Source organism: Erythrobacter sanguineus, from assembly GCF_900143235.1.
Lineage (GTDB): Bacteria > Pseudomonadota > Alphaproteobacteria > Sphingomonadales > Sphingomonadaceae > Erythrobacter > Erythrobacter sanguineus.
This window is the reverse complement of the sequence record NZ_FRDF01000011.1, coordinates 114543-136323: the sequence shown is the minus strand read 5'-3', so window position 1 is coordinate 136323 and position 21781 is coordinate 114543. Positions and strand designations below refer to the sequence as shown.

The following is a 21781-nucleotide window of genomic DNA, read 5'->3' as shown; positions in this document are numbered from 1 at the left end:
CGAGATGTGGCAGACCGATTTTACCTACTTCAAGATTATCGGGTGGGGCTGGATGTATCTGTCGACGGTGCTCGACGACTTCTCGCGCTATATCATCGCCTGGAAGCTGTGCACCAACATGCGCGCCGAGGACGTCACCGACACGCTGGACCTCGCCCTCAAAGCCTCGGGCTGCGATAGTGCCACGGTGCTGCACAAACCACGGCTGCTCAGCGATAACGGTCCCAGCTATATCGCCGGGGAACTGGCGGAATACATCGAGGCCAACAAGATGAGCCACGTGCGCGGCGCCCCGATGCATCCGCAAACGCGGCTCATGTTCTCGCATCGAAGCGGATCGCGGCGGGACTGACGCAGATTGCTGCAAACTCGAACACACCTGATCAGACTGCTGCATAGCTCTGCTGTCGGGTTACCCGACACGATAAGCAACACGCATCACGAGCCCCGCCTTTGTGCGGGGCTTTTTTGTGTCAGAAACCGATCAAATGATCAGCATACTATACAACAATGATGGCGCGGAACATGTCCGAGTTCGCCGCAAAAGAATTTGAATTTATGGAGAAAAGTGGTGCCGCTTACAGGACTCGAACCTGTGGCCCCCGCATTACGAATGCGATGCTCTACCAACTGAGCTAAAGCGGCAATGCGCGCCCTTTAGCTTGATCGCCCTAGCTTTTCTAGCCCTCACAATCAGCAGCCAGTCACTTTTTGCGAGGCTTTGCAGCGCCCTTCGCTTTTGCTGGTTTGGCAGGCTGCGGATCAAGGGAATCGCTGTTCGAACGGCTGCTCTGGAGTTGAGCAATGTTCATCTCGGGAGTGAGATGCTTGGCATAGAAACGGTCGATCATTTCGACCGATGTCCGCGCACTACGAGCCAGCGTGAGCGGATCAATGCCGTCACCGTTGATCAATCGGAACATGATGCAGGTGTGACGCAGGCTGTAGAGCGTCCGCGCCTCTCCGTTCGCCGTTTCCTTCAAGCCTGCAACCTTCAGCACTTGATCGAACTGGCGCGTGATATCTCGCAGCGCATAGTCGCGGTTCAGTTGGTGCGGGCAGAAAAGATAATCATCTGGCTTCCCAAATCCCTGCTCGCGTTGCCGCGCCAGTATGCCGTCATATACCGTGACAGCCCGCTCCATCGTGACGACGGGGCTGCCATGCCTTTTCGTTGGCGGGTGGGTCAGGCGAAGATAGGTGTCCTTCCCGCGAATGATGGCCACATGTTTGTGCTGCAACACCTTGATATCAGTTGGACGAATGAACGAGTTCGCCATGAAGATGATCAAGTCGTAGACCTCTTCCGATATCTGCACATAGCGCAAGAGCTTCCCAGCCTTGGTGTCGACCCTGATCTTTTTACCGATCAGTGAGCGGCACTTCGCATGGAGCGCGCTGTATTCCTGAGAGTTGAACCACGGGCGCGCAGTGTCGACGGTCTTGAGCTTGGGGAACGCAGGCAAAGCCGTGATCACGCCCACGCGCTGCGCATACTTCAAGATCGTCTTAATGTGCGAGAGATGAATCTTGAGTGAGTTTATCGTCAATGGCCGCGACGGCGTGCTCAGCTTGTTGATGTAGTCGCTGATCACCCCGTAATCGATGTCCGCGACCTCATACTTGCCAAAATGCGGCAGCAGATCGGATTCCAGTCTTGCCGTATCATATTGAATTTTCTGCTTTGAGAGCTCACCACGCGCAGCACGGGCCTCATTCTCCTTGAGCAACCCACGCGCACAAACCTCAAAGCCGCTTGCCTTGGTGAACGGCAGCTTGTTCATCTTGCGATGCTTGAGGTCGACAAAGACCTTCTTTGCCGCCTTGATCGCTTCTTTCTTGTCCGCAACCCTCAAGCTGCGGCGAACGATCTTCCCGTCCTCGTAGTAGCGGGCATACCAAAAAGGTGACGCAGCCATCTTGTAGATGGTCAGTGTGCCGTAGCCTGAAACTTTGTGCAGCGTGTTTGGGATGGGCAGCGTGCGGTCACGCTGGGTCGGTTCAACACGACTTATCTGCGATTTCGGCGGGCTCTGCGTCACAGGATTGTTGTATAGTAAAATCTATACAACAGCAATCTCATATAAATAGCTGAAGTTATTGACATATTTTGATAAAATGGGCTCGCGGAAACACATTACGAATGACGTGCTCTGCCAGCAGAGCTAAAGCGGCATTCCGACTTGTGCCGCCTAAGCCTTGTGGCGAAGGGGCGCAATCGCAAAAGCTATCGGTTTGCAAGCGTTACCGCCGAAATCGGGATGGAATCGAAGGCAGTTCTTGATACGTTGTCTGGCGCGTTTGCAGCACTTGTCCCGCGGCGCAATATACTTTTGCACGAGGCCGCCGTGACGACGGCGGCAAGGCGCGGAACGCTTTGCTCGCGCATCGGCTTTTCCGGCCATCCCGGCGAGGTGTTTCATGGATCTTCGTTAAGGCCCGGCTCCGCCATCGGCGCCCTCTTCTGCACGGCAACGAGCAAGGCGGGCCGGGGCTGCGCGCGGCGGTTGTCGGATAATCTGTTCGCCGCCGGCCCGCAGGTGCGGGCCGACATGCAGCAATATCTGGGAAAAGGTGGAGGCCCGAGCCGGAATCGAACCGGCGTGCAAGGATTTGCAGTCCTCTGCGTAACCACTCCGCCATCGGGCCGAGCCATCCGCAGCACCAGGCTCCGGACAGAGGGGGCGCACTAGCGATTCGGGGGCAGCTTGGCAATTGATGTTTGTCGGACAGGTTGACGCAACGTCACTCTGGACCGCGGCGTGATCACGCGGCAGAGCAGGGTGATGACTATTGCCAGCCTGCTCGAACCCGTCACCGGCCAACCCGGTTCGCTTCGCCTTGCCCATGCGGGCAACTGGATGCAGGGGCGCACGCTGTACGGCGGCGCTTCGGCGCTGGTGGCCTACACCATGGCGACCCGCGCCTTTCCCGGCCTGCCACCGCTGCGAGCAGGGCAGGTGGCCTTCGTCGCGCCGGTCGGCGAGGAGATTTCGCTTACCGCACAGATCATCCGGCAGGGCCGCAACGTCACCCAGATAAGAAGCGAGATCCTGTGCGAAGGCAAGGTTGCGCTGTCCGCTTTCTGGCTGTTTGCAGCCGGGCGCGAGGCCAATGCGTTCCACCCGGCCGCTATACCGGAAAACTGGCCGGGTCCGCCCGAGGACAATGAGGCGGTGACGCATAGTTTCGCGCCGAGCTTTGTGCAGAACAATCTTGAACTGCGCCGTGGCCAGTCCAAGGATGCCGATCACGCTGCAACAGTGCGCCGCTGGGCGCGGCTAACCGAATGCCACACTCTCGATCCAGTATCCAAACTGGTGCTGATGGGCGACGTGATGCCTCCGGGCGCCATGCGGGCGATGCAGCGCCAAGGCCCGATCAGTTCGATCAACTGGTCGTTCAACGTGCTCGATCCCGAAACGCAGTCGCGCGATGGCTGGTACCTCGCCGAGAACGCCAGCCAGCACGCGGATCTGGGATATTCCTCCGAACGCCTGCGGATGTGGGACGTGGATGGCCGGCAGGTGCTCGATGGGATCCAGTGCGTGGCGGTATTCGGCTAGACTTCGCTCACGCACAGGGCGAACCCGGCAGTTCGGCCCTAGAAGTCCTGAAAGTTCGGTTTGCGCGCCTGCATCGCGGCCATCACCGCCTCGACCTGGTTGGGGCTGCGCATGATCGCGTGCTGTTCGATGCTTTCTTCCAGCAGGATTGCATCGGTCTCGCGCTCGATCATGCCGGCCTGCAACCGCTTTGCGGCACGGATCGCCTGCGGATTGCGGCCGGCGATCTCGCGCGCGATTGCGCGAGCGCGTTCGAGCGGATTTTCGTCGACATGGGTGGCAAGACCCAGCCCCTGCGCCTCGGCACCGGAAAATTCGCGATTGGTGTAGATCAGCTCGCGCAGGACATCGTCACGCACCAGCCCGCGCCACAGGGCATAACCGCCCATGTCAGGCACCAGCCCCCATTTGAGCTCCATGATCGACATCCGCGTGGCAGGATGGACGATGCGGATATCCGCGCCGCTGGCGATCGCAAGACCGCCGCCAAAGCACACGCCGTGCACTGCGGCAATGACCGGCACTGGCAGCTTGCGCCACTGCATCGAAACCTGCTGGAACTTGTTGGCATTGCCATAGGTCCGCTCGGTCAAGGGTGGTTCGTCCGGGGCCGGCTGGCGGGTGAAACTGGCGGTGTCGAGCCCGGCGCAGAAGGCCCGCCCTTCGCCCGAAAGCACGACTGCGCGCAGGCCTTTCATCCGTTGCAACGTGCTGCCGGCGTCGATGATGGACGTGAACATTTCCGGGTCGAGCGCGTTCATCTTGTCGGCGCGGGTGAAGCGCACTTCGGCGACTCCGTCGTCTCCCAGCTCGATAGCAACCCGGTCGTTGGTGGTCATGATGGCGGCGGTTGACATGGCGCTGTTCGGTTCCCTTGCAAGACGGCATTTTCTGACCCCAGACTGGCCGAACGCTGCCATCAAGTCCAGAGGCGGGACGCGATCATGCCTCGATCGGCCGGGCCAGCCGGAAACTGCCCGGGCCTGGGGGTGCATGGAGCACATAGCCGCCTTCGGGATGGCTGGCGATCATCCGGTGAAGACCGACGCGTTCGAGTTTGGCCTGCAGTCTGACAATGCGGACCGCGACACTGTTGGTCTGCGGTTCGAGGGCAATGGACCACCCGTCCAGCAGCAACTGGCGGTGCGTAAGGCGCTTTCCGGGGTGCGCGGCAAGCCGCCAGAACAGCTCGAATTCGTGCGGATCAAGGCCCAGCCAGCAATCCTCGACCCGGCCGTCGCGGTGAAACAGGTCCAGCGTCACGTCCCCCGCCTCGCGGAAACGCGGGATCAGGCTGTCGCTGTCGGGAAACAGGCCGGAAACGGGTGTCGATATCACAGCAATCCTCCCGCGCGCATGGAATAGACTGCTTCATGGGTAATGATCAGGTGATCCACGAGTTCGATGTCGAGCGCCCTCGCCATGTCCGCAAGACGCCGCGTGGCGCCGATATCGCACCCGCTGGGACGACAATGGCCCGATGGGTGGTTATGCGCGAGGATCAAGCCATGGGCATCGAGCCGCAAGGCGTCCGCAAAGATCGCCCGCATGCGCAGGGAAAGCCCCCCCCGGTTGCCCATGCCGCAAGCCGCATCACCGAGATAACAGCGCTGCGTATCGACGAAAATCGCATGACAGCGCTCGCAGCCCTCATCCGGTGCAAGCACCACCGCGCGCAGATAGTCGATCATTGCGCCCAGCCGGGTCTCGGGGTTGACGCATGCGACCGGGCGCTGATGCAAGGCGGCGATTGCCATAAGAATGCTCCACCACGGACAATTCTGGCGGCCACGGCCAGCACATCCGGCCTGTGGTCAAGGATTCAGTTTGGAAAAGCGGGCGCGTCAGGCCTGGCAATACGCCAGTCCCGGTAAGGCCCGAAGCGCTGCTCGCGCCGCCGGTGACGAAGGAAGCCGGCGAAGATCAGCAGCAGCTGGAAATAGGACGGGCCGATCACGAGGATGGCAATCGCCAGCGGCGAAACCCCATCGACCATCCCCTTGATCATGTGAGCGCAGATTGCGACCAGCTGGAAACCGGCGATCCACAGCGGATAAATGCGGTTTGCATTGATCGCGACAATGACGAAACCTGCCGCCGCGAGCAGATCCAGCACAAGGAACAGCCAGGCAAGCGCACCTTCAATTGGCCCGCCAAGACCGAGCAGTCCGGAAGCGTAGATGGGCAACACCATCGTGCCGATGAAGATACCGATCAGCCAACGCTCGGGGCCGCCGCCCCAGCGCCATATCGCCAGTGCCAGAAGGACACTGGCGATATGCTGCAAATCCGCGCGATAGATGTTGATCAGTTCCAGCATCGGATCTGGCAGGCTCAGGCGCTCAGGCGTTCCTGAACGACAGGCTTTGCTGCGATCGCTGCGTCCGGGAATTCGGTCGGAACCCCGGGATCGCCCGAAGCATGGATGCGCGCCACCTTGCTGAGTTCATCATGCACCCGCAGGAGATTGGTTGACATCGACATGGCCTGGCTTTCGGCCTCGGTCAGGCGCATCAGTGCACGCTGGCCGGTGTGGACTTCGATTGCGGGATTCTGGCGGGCGGCCAGCATCGCCTGCTTCAGCCGTGCCATGGCGATGATCGATTCGTCGGCCAGCGCTTCAGCTTCGCGGATCAGCTTCTTGAGGTTATGGGCATCAGAGAGGACACGATCGCTCATAATTTTACTCCTGCGCCGCCGGTGCTCACCCGGTAGCGTGCAATGGCTCCTCGGAGTAGGTCGCCCTGCCGCTTGTCGCATTGCTCAGCGCCACCGCAGCGGTGATCGTCAGAACGACCGCTGCAAGGATCCCCGAAGCGATCCCAATGATGGCTCCCAGCCTCAACAAAACGGCATGCTCGCCGTCGAGCACTCCGGGGACCACCCGCGGTTCGCCCGGCCGCAGCCAAGGCGCCTGCTGGATCAGCGGCATCGCATCGCTCATCACCAGTCGGCCGGGGTCGTCCCGGACCAACCCTTCTTCAAAAACGCCGGAACCGATAATCTGCTTTTTTTTGTATGCAGGTTCACTGAAGGGCTCGAACCGGGTGTCCTGAGTTTGATCGTCAGGGCCGTGCACCGCTGCATCTGCCGACGGCAGATCGGCGGCATTGTCCCCCACCGTTCTCGCATGGGCGCGGCTCGCCCGGTAGTTCTTGACCAGTTCTCCGAGGCTGCCAGCCTCGAAGATATCCTTGAGCGCGCGGATGTGCTGGTTGATCCGGGTTTCGGATACGCTGAGTTCCTGCGCAATGACCTTGATCGGGACACGGCGATCAATGCGTTCCATCACGGCTTGCTGCCTGTCAGTCAGCCGCCGTGCGGCTCCGGACGACATGTGCATCTCCTTCAGCTATGACCCTTCGTTAACCGACGTCCTATCTCCCCCCTAACGCAAACGGGCCGCGAATGCACCGGGTTTGGAGTAACCCGCAACTTACGCTGCGGAGCTGTTGATACCAAGGGACTGCAGATAGCGTTTGACGTTGCGCGCAGCCTGCCGCAACCGCTGCTCGTTCTCGACCATCGCGATCCGGACATAGCCTTCGCCATTTTCGCCGTAGCCCACGCCCGGGGCGACCGCGACCTGCGCCTGGGTCAGCAATTGCTTGGAAAATTCGAGGCTGCCCATCTCCCTGAGCGCCGGGGGCAGCGGTGCCCATGCGAACATCGAGGCGGGCGGCGGCGGGATGTCCCACCCGGCACGGCCAAAGGCCTCGACCATCACGTCCCGGCGCTTGTGATAAAGCTGGCGGTTCGCTTCGACGATATCCTGCGGGCCGTTGAGCGCCGCGCAGGCGGCGGCCTGCACCGGGGTGAAGGCCCCGTAATCTAGATAGGATTTCACCCGGGTGAGCGCAGCGATCAACTGACGGTTGCCCACCGCAAAGCCCATCCGCCAGCCGGCCATCGAATAGGTCTTGCTCATGCTGGTGAATTCGATCGCGACATCCTTCGCGCCTTCGACCTGCATGATCGAGGGCGTCGGCTTGCCGTCGAAATAGAGTTCGGAATAGGCAAGGTCGCTGACCACCCAGACCTGATTCTCGCGCGCCCATGCCACCAGCCTTTCGTAGAAGGCGAGATCCACCACCTCCGCAGTCGGGTTGGAGGGGTAACTCACGACCAGCACGCTAGGGCGCGGCACAGTGAAATTCATCGCCCGTTCGAGCGACAGCCAATATTGCTCGTCCGGCGTCGTCGGGACCGAACGGATTGTCGCGCCGGCAATGATGAATCCAAAGGTGTGGATCGGATAGGACGGGTTGGGCGCCAGCACGACGTCGCCCGGCGCGATGATCGCGGTGGCAAGGCTGGAGAGGCCCTCCTTCGATCCCATCGTCACCACCACCTCGCTTTCAGGATCGAGTTCGACCCCGAAGCGGCGCTCGTAATAGCCTGCCTGTGCGCGGCGCAGGCCGGGAATGCCCTTGGACTGCGAATAGCCGTGCGCATCGGGTTTGGACGCAACTTCGCACAGCTTGTCGATGACGTGGCTGGGCGGGGGCTGGTCCGGGTTGCCCATGCCGAGGTCGATGATGTCCTGTCCTGCCAGCCGCGCAGCATGCCGCATCGCATTGACCTCTGCGATCACATACGGGGGCATCCGCTTCATGCGGTAGAACTGGTCATTCATCGCTTGTCGTCTTTCTCTTTCGCGCGCGGTCCGGTCATGCCGCCGCGATATTTGGCACCCTAGGCCAAGAGCGGTCGCGGAGGGAAGGCGTTTTCGCGAGATTGCGGCTGGCACCGATGGCCGGAAACGGCCATGATAGAGCCGGAAGCGCGTGCGATACAGGACAGGTTTGGCGATGGCTGACGACAGGGACATGACGGCTGCAACCGCAGACAGCATCCGGGAATTCTTCGACATGCAGGGCGCGGCGATGCGCGAGATGTTCTCCGGCGCGCTGGGCGGACCGATTGCGGGAGCGATCACGCCCGAAACCATGAAGACACTGATGCCGCAGGGATTTGACGCCGGTGAACTGGGTGAATGGGCGAGCGCCAGCGCACAGCTTCAGCAGTTGTGGCTCGATTTCGCCGCACATCAGGCGGGCAAGGCTGCCGAAAAGGCGACCAAAGGCACCAGTCCGCTTGATCCGGCGCAGTGGCTGGTCATCTCGCAAAGCATGCTCGGCCAGATGCCCAAGGACCTGCTGGCCACACAGGCAAAGCTCGCGCAGGATTCGCTGAAACTGTGGCAGGGCGTCGCGCAGCAGTTCCTGTCGGGCGCGGCCACCGGCGGCGCAGCCGCGGCACCCGATCCTGCCGCGCTGCCGCAAAGCGACCGCCGCTTTGCCGATCCTGCCTGGCGTGAACACCCTGCTTTCCTGCTGCTGCACCAGACCTATCTGATGCTGGCCGACTATTTTCGCACCAGCGTCAAGGAAATGGACGGGCTTGATCCGGTCAAGCGCCAGCAGCTCGAATTCGCGGTCAGCGCGCTGGCTGAAGCAATGAGCCCGGATAATTTCCTGCTCACCAATCCGGTGGTGATGAAGCGCACCCTGGAAACGCGCGGCAGCAATCTGGTGCGCGGGATGCAGCACCTCATCAACGACCTCAAGCGCGGCCAGCTGACCCATACCGACCCGGATGCCTTCCGGCTGGGTGAGAACCTTGCCGCGACGCCCGGCAAGGTGGTGCATGAAACACCGCTCTATCAGTTGATCCAGTACAGCCCCTCGACCGAGACGGTGCTGGAAGTGCCGCTGGTGATTTTTCCGCCGTGGATCAACCGGTTCTACATCCTCGACCTGACCCCGAAGAAAAGCTTTATCAAATGGGCCGTGGATCAGGGCCTGAGCGTGTTCGTGGTGAGCTGGAAATCGGCCGACGAAAGCATGGCCGAGGTGGTGTGGGACGATTATATTCGCGCCGAAATCGAGGCGGTCGATCATGTCCGCGCCCGGCTCGATGTGCCCCATGTCCACACCATCGGCTATTGCGTGGCGGGCACCACGCTGGCCGCAGCGCTGGCGCTGCTGGCGCGACGGGGTGAGGCCGACAAGGTCAAGTCGGCGACCTTCTTCACCGCGCAGGTCGATTTCGAGAAGGGCGGCGATCTCAAGCATTTCATCGATGACGGCCACCTTGAGATGATCGGGAAATTGTCGAGCGATGGCTATCTTGATGGGCGCTATCTCGCGGCGACCTTCAACGCGCTGCGCGGCAAGGACCTGATCTGGAACTATGTCGTCAACAATTACCTGCTGGGCGAGGATTACCCCGCCTTCGATCTGCTCCACTGGAACGGCGACGTCACCAACCTGCCGTCGAAATGGCACGGCGCGTACCTGCGCGATCTCTATCGTGACAACAAGCTGGTGGTGCCCGATGCACTGGAGGCCGACGGCACACCGATCGATCTGACCCGCGTGACCACGCCCGCCTTCGTGCAGGCCGGGCGCGAAGATCACATTGCCCCAGCCGAAAGCGTGTGGCGCATCACCAGGCACTTCAAGGGGCCGATGGAATTCCTGCTCGCCGGATCGGGCCATATCGCCGGCGTGGTCAATCCACCGGCTGCAAACAAGTACCAGTACTGGCTGGGCGACAGCAGCGCGCCTTCGCTGAAGGCCTTTGTCGAGAGCGCCGAGGAGCATCCGGGGAGCTGGTGGCCGCACTGGCTGGAATGGCTGCACAAACAATCCGATGCGCGCGTACCCGCCAATGGCAAGCGGGCGCCGGGCGGCGAGGGTGATACGGTGATCGAGGATGCACCGGGACGCTATGTGAAGACACGCTGAGCGCATAGGGCGCATGCAAAAAAGCCTATCTTCAATGGTTTGAACTTTTATTGTGCGCTGCACAAAAAGGGTTGACTTCGCAGCCGCACGCCTTATTTTGTGCAGTGCAACATGAAGCGAGGTCGTCATGTCCGAAGTTGAAAACACTGCTGTCGAAGCCAAGAACGCCCCGAAGCCGGTCGTCGCAAAGATCGATGCGGCTGCCGAAAAGGCTTATGCCGAAGCATCCGCCAAGCTCGCCGATGCGCCCAAGGCCGAAAAGGCTGCGCCCAAGGCTCTTTCGGCAACCACGCCCGCAAGCAAGGCTGCCGCGCCCAAGAAGCCGGTTGCCAAACCCGCAGCGAAGAAGCCCGCAACCAGGAAGGTCGCGGTGAAGAAGCCCGCTGTCAAAAAGACTCCGGCAAAGACGGTCGCCGTCAAGAAGACCGCCGCGCCCAAGAAGCCGGCACCGGTGAAGAAGGCCGCCAAGGCCCCCGCCGCTCCTGCCATCAATCCCGTCATCAAGCTCAAGGATACCATTATGGCCACCGCCAAGAACACCGACATCACCGCCACCGCCAAGGAAATGCTGGCAGACGTCCAGACCCGCACCAAGACCGCTGCCACCACCGCCTATGCCAAGACCGCCGAACTGGCTGGCGAAGCCGGTGAATTCAGCAAGGCCAACGTCGAAGCTGTCGTCGAAAGCGGCAAGATCTTCTTCGCCGGCGCGCAGGACATCGTGCGCAGCGATCTTGAAACCGGCAAGTCCGTGATCGAGACCGTGACGGAAGACGCCAAGAAGGTCGCCGCGATCAAGTCGCCGACCGAACTGATGCAGCTGCAGGGCGAAATCGCCCGTCGCAACTTCGATGCTGTGGTCTCGTTCGGTTCCAAGCGCACCGAAGCCTGGGTGAAGCTCTATAATGATGCTTTCGCCCCGATTTCGAACCGCGTCAGCGTCGCCGCCGAGAAGATCTCGAAGGCCGCGTAAGCGAAAAGTTTCTGAACCGGGCCTCTCCTCTCTCTCCCAAACCCGGTTCACGAAAGCGCGCCGAAAGGCGCCGGCCCGAGCAGACCAAGGTCTGCTCGGGCCTTTTCTTTGCCCCGCAGGATGCGCGCTGCAAACCAAGCGCTTGCACACCGGCCTGAGAATCCCATAATGGGGGCTCATGCCAAACCATACCGTTCCTGCCATCGCCGCCACTGCCGAGCTGCCACTGCCGCTCGCCGAAGCCGTGCGCGCAAGTGACGAGGACGGCGGCCAGGACGAAGGCGGATCGGGCGGCGGGCAGGTCGGCATCGCCACCAAGACTCAGGCAAAGCCCAAAAAACCAAGCCAGTACAAGGTTCTAATGCTCAATGATGACTACACCCCGATGGAATTCGTGGTGCTGGTCCTGAAGCGGTTTTTCGGAATGGATCTGGAGCAGGCGACCAGAGTAATGCTCCACGTCCACCAGCGCGGCGTGGGCGTGTGCGGCATCTTCACCTATGAAGTGGCCGAGACCAAGGTCAATCAGGTGATGGATTTCGCCCAGCAGAACCAGCACCCGCTGCAATGCACGCTGGAAAAGGCGTGATCATCCCGGCGTGACCCGCCAGCCGCATCATCCCCGGCCCGATCCCGTGCGTGAGGGTCAGGAAAGCGTGTGGGACTACCCGCGCCCGGCCATTGCTGCGCCGACCGCGCGCCATATCCGCATCATTCACAAGGGTGTGATGCTGGCTGACAGCCACACTGCGTGGCGCACGCTCGAAACGAGCCACCCGCCGACCTACTATCTTCCCCAAACCGACATCGCGATGGAATATCTGCGGCCCAATCCGGCCCGGTCTCTGTGCGAATGGAAAGGGCAGGCGGCCTATTGGGACGTGATCATCGGCGATGAACGGATCGCGGCGGCAGGCTGGTGCTATCCCGCACCCACCCCGGCCTTTGCCGGAATCGCGGGCCACATCGCCTTCTATGCCGCCCCGTTCGATCAGGCCGAGGTCGACGGCAAGCAGGTCACGCCGCAGCCGGGCGGGTTTTATGGCGGCTGGATCAGCCAGCACGAAGCCGGGCCGTTCAAGGGCATACCCGGCAGCCGCTTCTGGTGAACGCCCGCCCGCGGTCGACGCGGCATCATCCAATTGGGGCATGACGCAGGCGGCTTTGGGCGCTAGGGCACCTGCGGGACGCGGATCAGGCGGAATATCAGGTGCTCAATTTTCTACCCAGCATCGATCGCTACATCTTCAGGCTGGTATTCGTGCCGATGCTGGGGGTGTTCGCGCTCGCGGCTTCGTTGCTGATGCTCGACAAGATGCTGCGGCTGTTCGATTTTGTCGCGGTCGAAGGCGGGCCGGTCGCGGTGGTGTTCAAGATGCTGGGCGCGCTGATCCCGGAATATGCCAGCCTCGCGATCCCGCTCGGCCTGCTGCTTGGCGTGCTGCTCGCCTTCCGCAAGCTCGCCACGTCGAGCGAACTCGATACCATGCGCGCGGTCGGTCTTTCCTATAACCGGCTGCTGCGCGTCCCCTATGGAATCGCGCTGGTGCTGGTGGCGGTCAATGTCGCGCTGGTGTTCTATATCCAGCCTGTCAGCCGCTATTATTACGAGCAGATGGAATATGAACTGCGTTCCGGCGCACTCGGCGCGTCGATCAAGGTCGGGGAGTTCACCACCCTTGCTGATCGCATGGCCTTGCGGATCGAGGAGAGCGAGGATGAGGGCCGCCGGCTGATCGGCATCTTCGCGCGGGTCGCCAACCCCAAGGGTCAGGTGCTGTCCATTAGCGCGCGCGAGGGGGCATTCCTTGCCACGCGCGACAATCCCGACACGATCATCCTGCGCCTGACCGAAGGCACGATAATCCAGGATACTGGCACGAAGGAGGGGGGCGGCAACACCCCGCGCGTGCTCAGCTTCAGCCGCCATGATCTGCCGATCGATCTGCCTGCAATCGAACAATTCCGCGCCCGCGGCGATGCCACCCGCGAATATATCCTGCCCGAACTGCTCAGCATCGGCTGGAGCGGCAAGAGCGCCCCGCGCGAACGCGATGCGAGCGTTGCCAGCTTCAATTTCCGGCTGGTCGAAATCGTGATGATGTTGCTGATGCCGCTGCTTGCGGTGGCACTGGCGATCCCGCCCAAGCGATCGACCAGCGCACTGGGCGTGTTCGTGTCGATCGTGATGGTGGTCGCCTATCACAAGATCAACCAGTACGGGGAGGATGTTGCCGCGCTGGGCCGGCTTGATCCGATCCTCGCGCTGTGGGTGCCATTTGTGATCTTCGCCGCGCTGATCATTTGGATGTATTACCGGGTCGCCTATGTGCCGGGCGGGCAGGCGATCGGTGCGCTGGAGACCGCCTTTGCCAAGCTGTCGAAACGGGTGGCCAAACTGTTCAGGCGCCGGCGCCCGCGCGGCCATCCTGCCCCGCCCGATCTTGCGGCGGCGGAGTAAGCGGCGATGCAGCTCGATTTCTTCCCGTCGCGCACGCTGACGCTGTACCTTGCGAAAATGTTCGTGGCGCGCATCCTTGCGGTGTTGATCATGCTGGTGCTGGTGCTGCTGGCGCTCGACCTGCTGGCTGCGACGGGCGATATTCTTGCCGCTCCCGGCAACGGTCAGGCCGAAATTCTCGAATATGCCAGCTTGCGAACGCCCCAGCTGGCATCGCGTTTCCTGCCCTATTCGGTGCTGCTGGCGACCCTGATCACGCTTGTCACCCTCAACCAGAACAGCGAGGTCGTGGCGATGAAGGCGGCAGGGCTTTCGGCGCATCAGGTGCTTGCCCCGCTGCTGCTGACCGCTGGTCTGGTGGCACTGGTCAGCTTTGCATTCAACGAACGGATCGTCACCCGCGCCAATGCGACGCTCAAGGCGTGGGAAGCGGCGGAGTATGGCCCGATCCCGGATCTGGTCGGCGAGGCGGGGGGCGTGCGTTTCAATGTCTATCTCACCGACGGGCGCAATATCCTCTCGGCCGGAACGCTGACCGGCCAAGGCAAGGATATCGTGCTGACGAATGTCAGCTGGTACGACCGGGCTCCGGGCGGGATTATCCGCGAACAGGTGCGAGCCGAGCGCGCCACCTTTGCCGCACCCGGCTGGCGGCTGGAAAACCCGGTACGCTTCGATGTTGCTTCGGCCACCACCACAGATCTGCCAGTGATGGTGGTGGGAGAAACGCTCAGCCCCGCACGGATCGACCTGCAATCGATCGATCCGGATGCGCTGAGCTTCTGGGAACTGGCGGAGACGATCGACGCGTTCGAGGTGGCGGGCCGCCGCACCGAGGAAATGCGTGCCAAGTGGTGGCACCGGCTGTCAGGGCCGCTGTCGGCGCTGCTGATGCCCTTGCTGGGTTCGGTCGCCGCCTTCGGCCTTGCGCGTTCGGGCCAGCTGTTCGTGCGCGCGATCATCGGCATGGCGCTGGGCTTTGCCTATTTCGTGGTCGATAATGCCGCGCTGGCGATGGGCAGCTTCGGCGGCTATCCGCCGTTCCTTGCGGCATGGGCGCCGTTCTTCCTGTTCCTGTTGCTGGGCGAGACAGTGCTGATCCGGACGGAAGAATGAGCAGCTGGTCGCTCCGTCTGGCGCGGCCTGCCGATGCCGCGGCGATGCCCGCGATCGAGCGTGCCGCAGCCAGCGCCTTTGCAGCTGATCCGGCTCTGGCGGGACTTGATGTCACCCGCACCCGCACCGAAGCAGACTTCGCCCGGCTGATCCGCAAGGGCCACTGTCTCGTCTCCCATGTTGGCGAGGCGATGGCGGGGTTTCTGGTGGCCGAACCCTTCCGGCGCGAACTGCATATCTGGGAGATGGACGTGGCGCCCGCCTTCCAGCGACGCGGGATCGGGGCGGGCTTGGTGCGCGCAGCGCAGATCGATGCCAGAAACAGCGGCTTTCGCGCGATCACCCTCACCACCTTTCGCGATGTGGCGTGGAACGGCCCGTTCTACGCCCGGCTCGGGTTTGAAGAGGTCACCGCGCTCGACGCGCACCCGCGGCTTGCCGCAGAACTGACCAACGAGGCGGAGGATGGTCTTCCGGTGGATCGCCGCTGCGCGATGATCTGTTTTCTGGATTGAAGCTGATGACTTGCGGGTCACCTGTCGGTGGCCGGGTGAGGAGGCGGGGCGGGACGTCCGGATCACGCGTCAGCGCGATCGAAAATCAGCGCCGCCCCATCGTGCTCCTGGCAATCCGGCCCACCAGCACCAGCATGCCCGGATGGTTCGCGCCGTCATAGGTCGAACCCGTCCCAAGCTCACGCGCCAGCCTCCGGTGGGCTTCGGGCAGGTCGTGATAGGGCATCGAGGGCATCAGATGGTGCAGCGCGTGATAACGCAGGCCGACCGGCGCCCAGATCTCTGCCGCAAGGCCCGGCGGCGGCACGTTGACCGAATCAAGGAACTGCGCGGTCACTGTCATCGGCTCGCCCTCGTTCTCCCACAGGTGCGCCACAAGCGTCCGCAGCTGGTTGAGCACGGCGGTCAAGGACAGCACGGCAAGCGCAATCGCAAGCGGCTGCCAGCCGATCACGAAGATGCTGCCGATCAGTGCCCACGACCACACGAACACCCCGGCCTCCTGCCAGCGCACGCGCCCGATGAAATCACCTTCGGGCGGGCGACGGCGGAATTCGGGGTTGATCGAGAGCGCCGAAAACCGTTCCCACGTGAACTTGCGCAGCGCCGGGATCAGCGCCCCCAGCGGTACGAGCACCGCCGCCCGCACGATCAGCGCGACCGGGGCCAGCAGTGCGATCAGAACAAACAGCGGCAGGCTCCACGGTTTCATCAGCGCCAGCGGCAGGTATTCGGGATCTTCCAGCGTGCCATATTGCGTGCGCTTGTGGTGGATGGTGTGAACGCCTTCATACATGAAGCTCGGGGTGAGCAGCGGGATGCCGACGAGCAGGTTCCAGCCGGTGCGAAAACCGGGCAGCGCGTCGCGGTGGATATGCGTAAGCTCATGAATGAACATCAGCGCGCGATACAGCGCCAGCGCGGCGACCAGCCCGGCGGCGATCTGCACCGCGAGATTCCCGGACAGGATCGTCACCGCGATCCCGGCATAGCCCAGGCCCGCAGACATCAGCATGTCGGGCCAGTAGAAACCCGGCTTTGCTTCGCCCAGACCCTTGGTCAGATCGCGCGCGGCGCGCAGCATTGCCTTGTCGTCCTCGGCCATGAACTGGACGCGGGTCGCCCGCACAAGCGCATCGGGACGGGCAGGTTCAAGGGTCTGGTGCATGGTCATTTCTGGCAATTCCTGTGGCCGCCCTACTCGAAATCGGGGGGCAAGCCAAACTTGTCCTGTCGGTGAGTGTGATCGATAGCCTTGCGTCAATTGCGCGAGCGCGACACAGACGCTTTGAGCTAAAGCAAATACGGGGATATCTGCGTGTCAGATGCAATCACCACAGTGGCTGACATAAGCATCGAGCCGGTCACCGACAAGCGCGGGCGGGCCGCGTTCGTCGATCTGGGCCGCGCCTTTTCCGCACGGCTGGAAAACTGGGTGCCGCAGATCCGCTCAGAGCAGCTCGAACTGATCGATCCTGACAAGAACCCGTTCTTCGGCCATGGGCGGGTACAATTGTTCATCGCCCATCGGCGCGGCCAGCCAGTCGGGCGGATTTCTGCGCATATTGATGAACTCGCGCTCGCCATGCCCGCTGATCAGGGCTTTGGGCCCGGCACCGGGTTCTTCGGCTATTTCGATGCCGAGGATGCGGGCGTCGCGACCGCATTGCTCGCCAGCGCCGAAGCATGGCTGGCAGGCGAAGGCATGACCCGTGTGCTTGGCCCGATCTCGCTGTCGATCTGGGAGGAACCCGGACTGCTGGTGCGCGGACAGGACCATCCGCCGATGATCATGATGGGCCACCATCCGGCGCATTATGCCGGCTGGATCGAGGCCGCCGGATATGCTCGTGCCAAGACGCTCTACACCTATGATCTGGATATCACCCGCCCATTTGCGCCGCTGATCCAGCGCATCGTGCAATCGGGTCACAAGAATGCGCGCATCACCATCCGCCGGGTCGACAAGAGCCGCTGGGATGATGAGGTCGCGATCATTCTGGCGATCCTGAATGATGCCTGGTCGGACAACTGGGGTTTCGTCCCCTTCACCCCGGAGGAAGTGGCTTATGCGGGCAAGAAACTGCGTCCGATCATCCACGAAGAACTCAACATGATCGCCGAGGTCGATGGCCGTCCGGTGGCCTTCATGCTCACCTTCCCCGACGTGAATGATGCGCTGGCCCGGATCAGGGGCAAGCTGTTTCCCTTCGGCTGGATCACCATGCTGCGCTGGCTCAGACACCCGAAGGGCGCCGGAATGCGGGTGCCGCTGATGGGCGTGCTGAAGGAACTGCATAACAGCCGGCTTGCGAGCCAGCTCGCCTTCATGATGATCGAGGAAATCCGGCAGCACGCCAAGGGGAAGTTTCAGTCCACCCGCGGCGAACTTGGATGGGTGCTCGAAGATAATCAGGGGATGCTCGCGATCGCCGACACGATCCAGAGCAGCATCAATCGTGAATATGCGATCTACGAAAGGGCGCTCGCCTGATCCCCGGCCCCTGAGAAAAAAAAGGCCTCCACTCAGGAGAGTGGAGGCCTTTCGGGATCGTATCACCAGCCGCTTGGACGGGAGGGGGGTATCGGCGGTGACTAAGGGAAAATGCACCTCTTGAAATCCGGTTCCCGGGGCGCAAATTATTTTTTCAGGCCGCCCCCGCGAATGCCGCGCCGATCATCGCCCATTCTCCAGCGACCAGCTGCCACAGGCAGGCGACGGGTGCGGGCGGAACCGTTACCATCGCGAATCGCTTAACCCGCGCGAACCCCTTATGCGTCCTCCACAAAGCGGAGCCCAACCAATGTCCCTTGCCAACCAGATCGCCGCCCATCTGCCCTATCTCAGGCGCTATGCCAGGGCGTTGACCGGATCGCAGAACGCGGGCGATGCCTTGGTGCGGGCCATGCTCGAGGCGGTGTTGGCCGATCCGGCGCTGGGGGCCTCGCTCGAAGGCGGGCGGGTGCCGCTCTACCGCGTCTTCAGCAAGATCTGGGCAAGCGCGCAGCCGGAAAGCGTGGCCGCGGGCGGCAGCGCCAACGAACACGAGGCGGGAGCACAAGACCGGCTTGGCACGATCACTCCGCCGGGCCGACAGGCCTTGCTGCTGACCACACTGGAAGATTTCACCATGGCTGAAGCCGCCGCCATCCTTGATCGCGACCTTGCCGAGGTCGAGGCGCTGGTCAACGAAGCGGTCGCCGAGATCGAGCGCGAGCAGAAAACCTCGGTGCTGATCATCGAGGATGAACCGCTGATCGCGATGCAGCTGGAAGATGTCGTCGGCGGGCTTGGCCACACCATCTGCGGCACCGCTGCCACCCGCAATCAGGCGCGCGAAGTGGTGGAGGCGCAGATGCCGGGGCTGGTGCTGGCCGACATCCAGCTCGCCGATGGTTCATCGGGGCTTGATGCGGTGGATGATATTCTTGCGCTGGGCAGCGTGCCGGTGATCTTCATCACCGCCTATCCCGAACGTCTGCTGACCGGCGACCGGCCCGAGCCGACCTATCTGGTCACCAAGCCGTTTCAGGAAGCAAGCGTGCGCGCCGCGATCAGCCAGGCGCTGTTCTTCCAGTCAAGCAGGCCGCTGGGCTAAGGCGATTTCGCGCGCATGGGAATCACGGCGCGAAGCTGAAGCCGGTCGAGGGTTCAGACCCCTTCCCTGATGCGGAAATCGGCCGGGCGGCGGATTGGCACCAGCATCTTGCAGACCACGCCTTCGGGCCGGAAATCGAGCGCGACCGGCTGGCGCAGTTCATGCGCGACGATCTTCTCGATCAGCTCGGTCCCGAACCCGCGGTGACGCTCTGTCGCGACCGGTGGTCCACCGGATTCGCGCCATTCGACCTCGGCAAGATGATCTCCCGCCATCTGCCAGCGGATCGTCACCTCCCCGCCCGCCACGCTCAGGGCGCCATATTTGGCGGCGTTGGTTGCCAGTTCGTGGATCGCAAGGCCAAACGACAGCGCATCATTGGGCGCCAGTTCCAGCGGTGGGCCATCGAGCAGGATGGCATCGTCGAGCGCAAGCCGGAAATGCTGCAATTCGGCCTCGATCACTGCGCGGATCGGGGTGGTGCCCCAGTCTGTCACGGTCAGCAGATCATGGGTCGCCGACAGCGCACGGATGCGGCCTTCGAGACTGTCGGCGAATTCATCGAGATCGCTGGTGCGGCGCCGGGTCAGCGACAGGATCGACAACACATTGGCAAGCGTGTTCTTGACCCGGTGATTGAGTTCGCGCGTCAGCGAATTGCGGATCGAATGCTGCTCTTCGAAAAAGGCCAGCCGCGACTGGTCCTCATAGGCCTGCTGGGTCAGCAGGCGTGCCAGCAGCATCAACAGGCTCGCCAGCGCCAGCCCGAACACCAGCGTCACCATCGACAGGGGGGCCAGCATGTGCTGGTTGGCGGATTCGACCACCAGCAACAGCCTGCGATTGGCGATAGTAACCTGTTCCTCGACCCGCTCGCTTGCGGCATCGCTGATCGAATGGGCCACCAGCAAATGGCCGGTGCTGGCCTCTCCGTCATACAGGCGCACACCGAAATCTTCGGGTGTCTTGCGGTCAATCGCCGAATCGAGAAATTCGCCCGCGCGAAAGGGCGTGTAGACGAAACCGATCAGGCGCCGGTCGTCGGCGCCGAAGGTGCGGAACACCGGCGTGTAGATCGCAAATGCCGGAAGATTGCCCGATTGTTCCTGCTCCAGCACGATCCGTCCCGAAGCAGTGGGACGGCGGGCGAGTTCAGCCTCGGCCATGGCGGCGGCGCGGGCAGGGTCGGAATACATGTCGTAGCCCAGCGCACGGCGGTTGCGCGCGCTTGCCGGCGCGAACATCGTGACCGGGGCGATCCGTCCGGTGGTGGCGACCGGCTTGGGGTAGATCTCGGGGAAATCCGGCTGGCGCGCGCGCGCCTGTGCCATGAAGCCGGGGAGATCGGGGGTTTCGATCACCGGCAGCCAGCCAATTCCCTCGGCCCCCGGATAATCCATGTCCAGCCGCAGCGCCCTGACGAAATTGTCGAAGGTTTCGGGCCGCACATCCGCGCTGCTTGCAAACAATGCCGCCCCGGCGCGCAGATATGAGGAAAAACTCGTGCTGCTGCGATCGAGTGCGGCTGCGATACTTTGCGCATATTCGCGCATGACGGCCCGTTCGCGCGCGCGCGCATTGCTTTCGATCGCGAACACGCTGAGCGCAGTGATCGCGGCAATGGCGAGGAAGATCGCCAGCGGGATCGCGCGCGGATACAGCACCAGCCAGCGCCGCGCTCGCCCGCCCGCCGGAGCGGGGGTGGGGCGGGCAAAGTTAAGCTCTGCGGTGTCGATGGCTTGCGGTCCTGCCTGAAAGGGTGGCGGCGATAATGCCGTCATCGGAACCAAACATATGCCGCATCGTTCCCCAACAGTCCAAGCACGTTTGCGTGGAGGCCTTGGCCGCAGCCTATGTTATGGCCCCGGCGCAAGGCCGTGCCCGGGGTACCGGCACGGGCTCAGGGCCGGACGGGATCAGGGATAACGACAAGCATCATGGTAGCAGACCGAAAACAGCCCACCAGCGATCCCGGAGCGCCGCGCCGCGCGCCGGAATGGGCCGATGGTCTGAAGCAGCTTTATGATTCGGTGGTCGAGGAAGAACTGCCTGATAGCTTCAAAGATCTGCTCGCCCGGCTTGATGAGGTCGATCCCAAGCGTGGCCCCGTGCAGGCCAGCGACCCCGCGCAATCCCCGGATGGCCGGGGCGGGCGCCCGTGAGCGATAGCGACCCTGACAGCAGCAGCAGCACCCGCACGCCTGCGGAGAAAGCCGATTTCAAGCGCGATTTGACGGGGGTGGTGCCGCATCTGCGCGCCTTTGCCCGCGGTCTGTGCGGACGACCGGACATGGCCGATGATCTGGTGCAGGAAACCCTGCTCAAGGCGTGGGCGGCGCAGGACCGGTTTGAACCTGGCACATCGATGCGCGCCTGGACTTTCGTGATCCTGCGCAACGCCTATCTTACCGACATGCGCCGCAACCGCTTTCGCGGCGAATATGATGAAGGCGTGGCCGAACGCATCCTGACCGCACCGGCCGGGCAGGAAGAGCCGATCCATCTGTCCGATCTGCACCGCGCGCTGCTGACGCTCCAGCCCGAACGGCGCGAAGCGTTGCTGCTGGTGGGTGCGGGCGGGTTTTCCTACGAGGAAGCGGCCGAAATCTGCGGCTGCGCGATCGGCACCATCAAGAGCCGCGTCGGCCGTGCGCGGGCCGCGCTCACCGAAATGCTCGCCAATGGCGACATCCCGCGCCGCTCGACCAATGATGACGCCGCACATCGGGCGATCCTGGAGGAGCTGGACGAGGTCGCCGCGGGCAATCTTTCGAGCATGCGTTCCTGAAGGCCTGAAGG

The 21781-nt window shown here is 62.6% G+C and carries 22 protein-coding genes, 2 tRNA genes and 1 pseudogene; 13 read left to right on the top strand and 12 right to left on the bottom strand.

The genetic code is table 11. The features are described from left to right. Positions 1-313: pseudogene (locus tag BUA05_RS10475) on the top strand (transposase); the annotation flags it as partial. A 256-nt stretch (positions 314-569) separates the two neighbouring features. On the opposite strand, the gene BUA05_RS10470 reads toward BUA05_RS10475, so the two are convergent. The 3 genes from BUA05_RS10470 to BUA05_RS10460 form a co-directional block, all read right to left on the bottom strand. Continuing rightward, positions 570-645, bottom strand: a tRNA-Thr gene (locus BUA05_RS10470). Positions 646-704: 59 nt separating this feature from the next. Beyond that, positions 705-2042, bottom strand: coding sequence for a phage integrase SAM-like domain-containing protein (locus tag BUA05_RS10465; RefSeq protein ID WP_072674866.1), 1338 nt, complete (start codon positions 2040-2042; stop codon positions 705-707). Positions 2043-2575: 533 nt separating this feature from the next. Beyond that, positions 2576-2649 (bottom strand) — tRNA-Cys (locus tag BUA05_RS10460). Positions 2650-2786: 137 nt separating this feature from the next. On the opposite strand from BUA05_RS10460, the gene BUA05_RS10455 reads away from it, so the two are divergent. Continuing rightward, positions 2787-3566 carry an acyl-CoA thioesterase gene (locus BUA05_RS10455; protein ID WP_072674922.1) on the top strand — a complete coding sequence of 260 codons (780 nt, stop codon included), beginning with the start codon at positions 2787-2789 and terminating at the stop codon, positions 3564-3566. A gap of 38 nt (positions 3567-3604) precedes the next feature. Here BUA05_RS10455 and BUA05_RS10450 read toward each other — a convergent pair whose 3' ends face one another. The 7 genes from BUA05_RS10450 to BUA05_RS10420 form a co-directional block, all read right to left on the bottom strand. Then, entirely contained in the window at positions 3605-4423 is an 819-nt protein-coding gene (locus BUA05_RS10450; RefSeq protein WP_072674865.1) for a crotonase/enoyl-CoA hydratase family protein, read from the bottom strand. Positions 4424-4508: 85 nt separating this feature from the next. Next, positions 4509-4904 carry a helix-turn-helix domain-containing protein gene (locus BUA05_RS10445; RefSeq protein ID WP_072674862.1) on the bottom strand — a complete coding sequence of 132 codons (396 nt, stop codon included), beginning with the start codon at positions 4902-4904 and terminating at the stop codon, positions 4509-4511. Then, positions 4901-5323, bottom strand: coding sequence for a JAB domain-containing protein (locus BUA05_RS10440; protein WP_072674860.1), 423 nt, complete (start codon positions 5321-5323; stop codon positions 4901-4903). The genes BUA05_RS10445 and BUA05_RS10440 overlap by 4 nt, the downstream gene beginning before the upstream one ends. Before the next feature lie 65 nt (positions 5324-5388). Next, positions 5389-5886: a hypothetical protein gene (locus BUA05_RS10435; RefSeq protein ID WP_072674858.1), complete on the bottom strand. Its 498-nt coding sequence runs from the start codon at positions 5884-5886 to the stop codon at positions 5389-5391. A 14-nt stretch (positions 5887-5900) separates the two neighbouring features. Continuing rightward, complete coding sequence (locus BUA05_RS10430; protein WP_072674856.1) at positions 5901-6245, bottom strand: hypothetical protein; 345 nt, start codon at positions 6243-6245, stop codon at positions 5901-5903. A 25-nt stretch (positions 6246-6270) separates the two neighbouring features. Continuing rightward, complete coding sequence (locus BUA05_RS10425) at positions 6271-6855, bottom strand: hypothetical protein (protein ID WP_245790170.1); 585 nt, start codon at positions 6853-6855, stop codon at positions 6271-6273. A 147-nt stretch (positions 6856-7002) separates the two neighbouring features. Continuing rightward, a complete protein-coding gene (locus BUA05_RS10420; protein WP_072674852.1) occupies positions 7003-8202 on the bottom strand; it encodes an LL-diaminopimelate aminotransferase in 1200 nt (399 codons plus the stop codon). Positions 8203-8377: 175 nt separating this feature from the next. Between BUA05_RS10420 and BUA05_RS10415 the strand changes: the two genes are divergently transcribed. The 7 genes from BUA05_RS10415 to BUA05_RS10385 all read left to right on the top strand — a co-directional run bounded on the left by BUA05_RS10415 (position 8378) and on the right by BUA05_RS10385 (position 15383). Next, positions 8378-10318 carry a PHA/PHB synthase family protein gene (locus tag BUA05_RS10415; RefSeq protein ID WP_072674851.1) on the top strand — a complete coding sequence of 647 codons (1941 nt, stop codon included), beginning with the start codon at positions 8378-8380 and terminating at the stop codon, positions 10316-10318. Between the two features lie 127 nt (positions 10319-10445). Continuing rightward, positions 10446-11291 carry a phasin family protein gene (locus tag BUA05_RS10410; protein ID WP_072674849.1) on the top strand — a complete coding sequence of 282 codons (846 nt, stop codon included), beginning with the start codon at positions 10446-10448 and terminating at the stop codon, positions 11289-11291. A 178-nt stretch (positions 11292-11469) separates the two neighbouring features. Then, positions 11470-11880 carry an ATP-dependent Clp protease adapter ClpS gene (gene clpS, locus BUA05_RS10405; RefSeq protein WP_245790169.1) on the top strand — a complete coding sequence of 137 codons (411 nt, stop codon included), beginning with the start codon at positions 11470-11472 and terminating at the stop codon, positions 11878-11880. Positions 11881-11890: 10 nt separating this feature from the next. Further along, on the top strand, positions 11891-12400 hold the full coding sequence (locus tag BUA05_RS10400; protein WP_072674847.1) for a DUF427 domain-containing protein: 510 nt from the start codon (positions 11891-11893) through the stop codon (positions 12398-12400). Positions 12401-12501: 101 nt separating this feature from the next. Next, complete coding sequence (locus tag BUA05_RS10395) at positions 12502-13752, top strand: LptF/LptG family permease (RefSeq protein ID WP_072674845.1); 1251 nt, start codon at positions 12502-12504, stop codon at positions 13750-13752. A gap of 6 nt (positions 13753-13758) precedes the next feature. Continuing rightward, positions 13759-14868, top strand: a complete 1110-nt coding sequence (gene lptG, locus BUA05_RS10390) for an LPS export ABC transporter permease LptG (RefSeq protein ID WP_072674844.1) — start codon at positions 13759-13761, stop codon at positions 14866-14868. Then, positions 14865-15383, top strand: coding sequence for a GNAT family N-acetyltransferase (locus BUA05_RS10385; RefSeq protein ID WP_072674842.1), 519 nt, complete (start codon positions 14865-14867; stop codon positions 15381-15383). The genes lptG and BUA05_RS10385 overlap by 4 nt, the downstream gene beginning before the upstream one ends. Positions 15384-15468: 85 nt before the next feature. On the opposite strand, the gene BUA05_RS10380 is transcribed toward BUA05_RS10385, so the two are convergent. Next, on the bottom strand, positions 15469-16557 hold the full coding sequence (locus BUA05_RS10380) for a fatty acid desaturase family protein (RefSeq protein ID WP_072674840.1): 1089 nt from the start codon (positions 16555-16557) through the stop codon (positions 15469-15471). Between the two features lie 144 nt (positions 16558-16701). Here BUA05_RS10380 and BUA05_RS10375 point away from each other — a divergent pair, with 144 nt between their 5' ends. Beyond that, positions 16702-17877 carry an N-acetyltransferase gene (locus BUA05_RS10375; protein WP_245790168.1) on the top strand — a complete coding sequence of 392 codons (1176 nt, stop codon included), beginning with the start codon at positions 16702-16704 and terminating at the stop codon, positions 17875-17877. A 310-nt stretch (positions 17878-18187) separates the two neighbouring features. Further along, positions 18188-18982, top strand: coding sequence for a response regulator (locus tag BUA05_RS10370; RefSeq protein ID WP_072674838.1), 795 nt, complete (start codon positions 18188-18190; stop codon positions 18980-18982). Positions 18983-19035: 53 nt separating this feature from the next. On the opposite strand, the gene BUA05_RS10365 is transcribed toward BUA05_RS10370, so the two are convergent. Further along, the gene (locus BUA05_RS10365; RefSeq protein WP_084662593.1) at positions 19036-20763 is read right to left on the bottom strand and encodes a CHASE domain-containing protein; all 1728 of its coding nucleotides are present in this window, start codon (positions 20761-20763) and stop codon (positions 19036-19038) included. Positions 20764-20919: 156 nt separating this feature from the next. Between BUA05_RS10365 and BUA05_RS10360 the strand changes: the two genes are divergently transcribed. Both BUA05_RS10360 and BUA05_RS10355 read left to right on the top strand, forming a co-directional pair. Further along, complete coding sequence (locus BUA05_RS10360; RefSeq protein ID WP_072674836.1) at positions 20920-21144, top strand: NepR family anti-sigma factor; 225 nt, start codon at positions 20920-20922, stop codon at positions 21142-21144. Then, positions 21141-21770: a sigma-70 family RNA polymerase sigma factor gene (locus BUA05_RS10355; RefSeq protein ID WP_072674835.1), complete on the top strand. Its 630-nt coding sequence runs from the start codon at positions 21141-21143 to the stop codon at positions 21768-21770. Before BUA05_RS10360 ends, BUA05_RS10355 begins: the two co-directional genes overlap by 4 nt. Positions 21771-21781 lie beyond the last annotated feature (11 nt).

Coding starts and splice junctions, on each gene's coding strand:
- BUA05_RS10455 (WP_072674922.1), top strand. CDS start 2,787: ATGACTATTGCCAGCCTGCTCGAACCCGTCACCGGCCAACCCGGTTCG.
- BUA05_RS10450 (WP_072674865.1), bottom strand. CDS start 4,423: ATGTCAACCGCCGCCATCATGACCACCAACGACCGGGTTGCTATCGAG.
- BUA05_RS10440 (WP_072674860.1), bottom strand. CDS start 5,323: ATGGCAATCGCCGCCTTGCATCAGCGCCCGGTCGCATGCGTCAACCCC.
- BUA05_RS10435 (WP_072674858.1), bottom strand. CDS start 5,886: ATGCTGGAACTGATCAACATCTATCGCGCGGATTTGCAGCATATCGCC.
- BUA05_RS10430 (WP_072674856.1), bottom strand. CDS start 6,245: ATGAGCGATCGTGTCCTCTCTGATGCCCATAACCTCAAGAAGCTGATC.
- BUA05_RS10425 (WP_245790170.1), bottom strand. CDS start 6,855: ATGGAACGCATTGATCGCCGTGTCCCGATCAAGGTCATTGCGCAGGAA.
- BUA05_RS10420 (WP_072674852.1), bottom strand. CDS start 8,202: ATGAATGACCAGTTCTACCGCATGAAGCGGATGCCCCCGTATGTGATC.
- BUA05_RS10415 (WP_072674851.1), top strand. CDS start 8,378: ATGGCTGACGACAGGGACATGACGGCTGCAACCGCAGACAGCATCCGG.
- BUA05_RS10410 (WP_072674849.1), top strand. CDS start 10,446: ATGTCCGAAGTTGAAAACACTGCTGTCGAAGCCAAGAACGCCCCGAAG.
- clpS (WP_245790169.1), top strand. CDS start 11,470: ATGCCAAACCATACCGTTCCTGCCATCGCCGCCACTGCCGAGCTGCCA.
- lptG (WP_072674844.1), top strand. CDS start 13,759: ATGCAGCTCGATTTCTTCCCGTCGCGCACGCTGACGCTGTACCTTGCG.
- BUA05_RS10385 (WP_072674842.1), top strand. CDS start 14,865: ATGAGCAGCTGGTCGCTCCGTCTGGCGCGGCCTGCCGATGCCGCGGCG.
- BUA05_RS10380 (WP_072674840.1), bottom strand. CDS start 16,557: ATGACCATGCACCAGACCCTTGAACCTGCCCGTCCCGATGCGCTTGTG.
- BUA05_RS10370 (WP_072674838.1), top strand. CDS start 18,188: ATGTCCCTTGCCAACCAGATCGCCGCCCATCTGCCCTATCTCAGGCGC.
- BUA05_RS10365 (WP_084662593.1), bottom strand. CDS start 20,763: ATGACGGCATTATCGCCGCCACCCTTTCAGGCAGGACCGCAAGCCATC.
- BUA05_RS10360 (WP_072674836.1), top strand. CDS start 20,920: ATGGTAGCAGACCGAAAACAGCCCACCAGCGATCCCGGAGCGCCGCGC.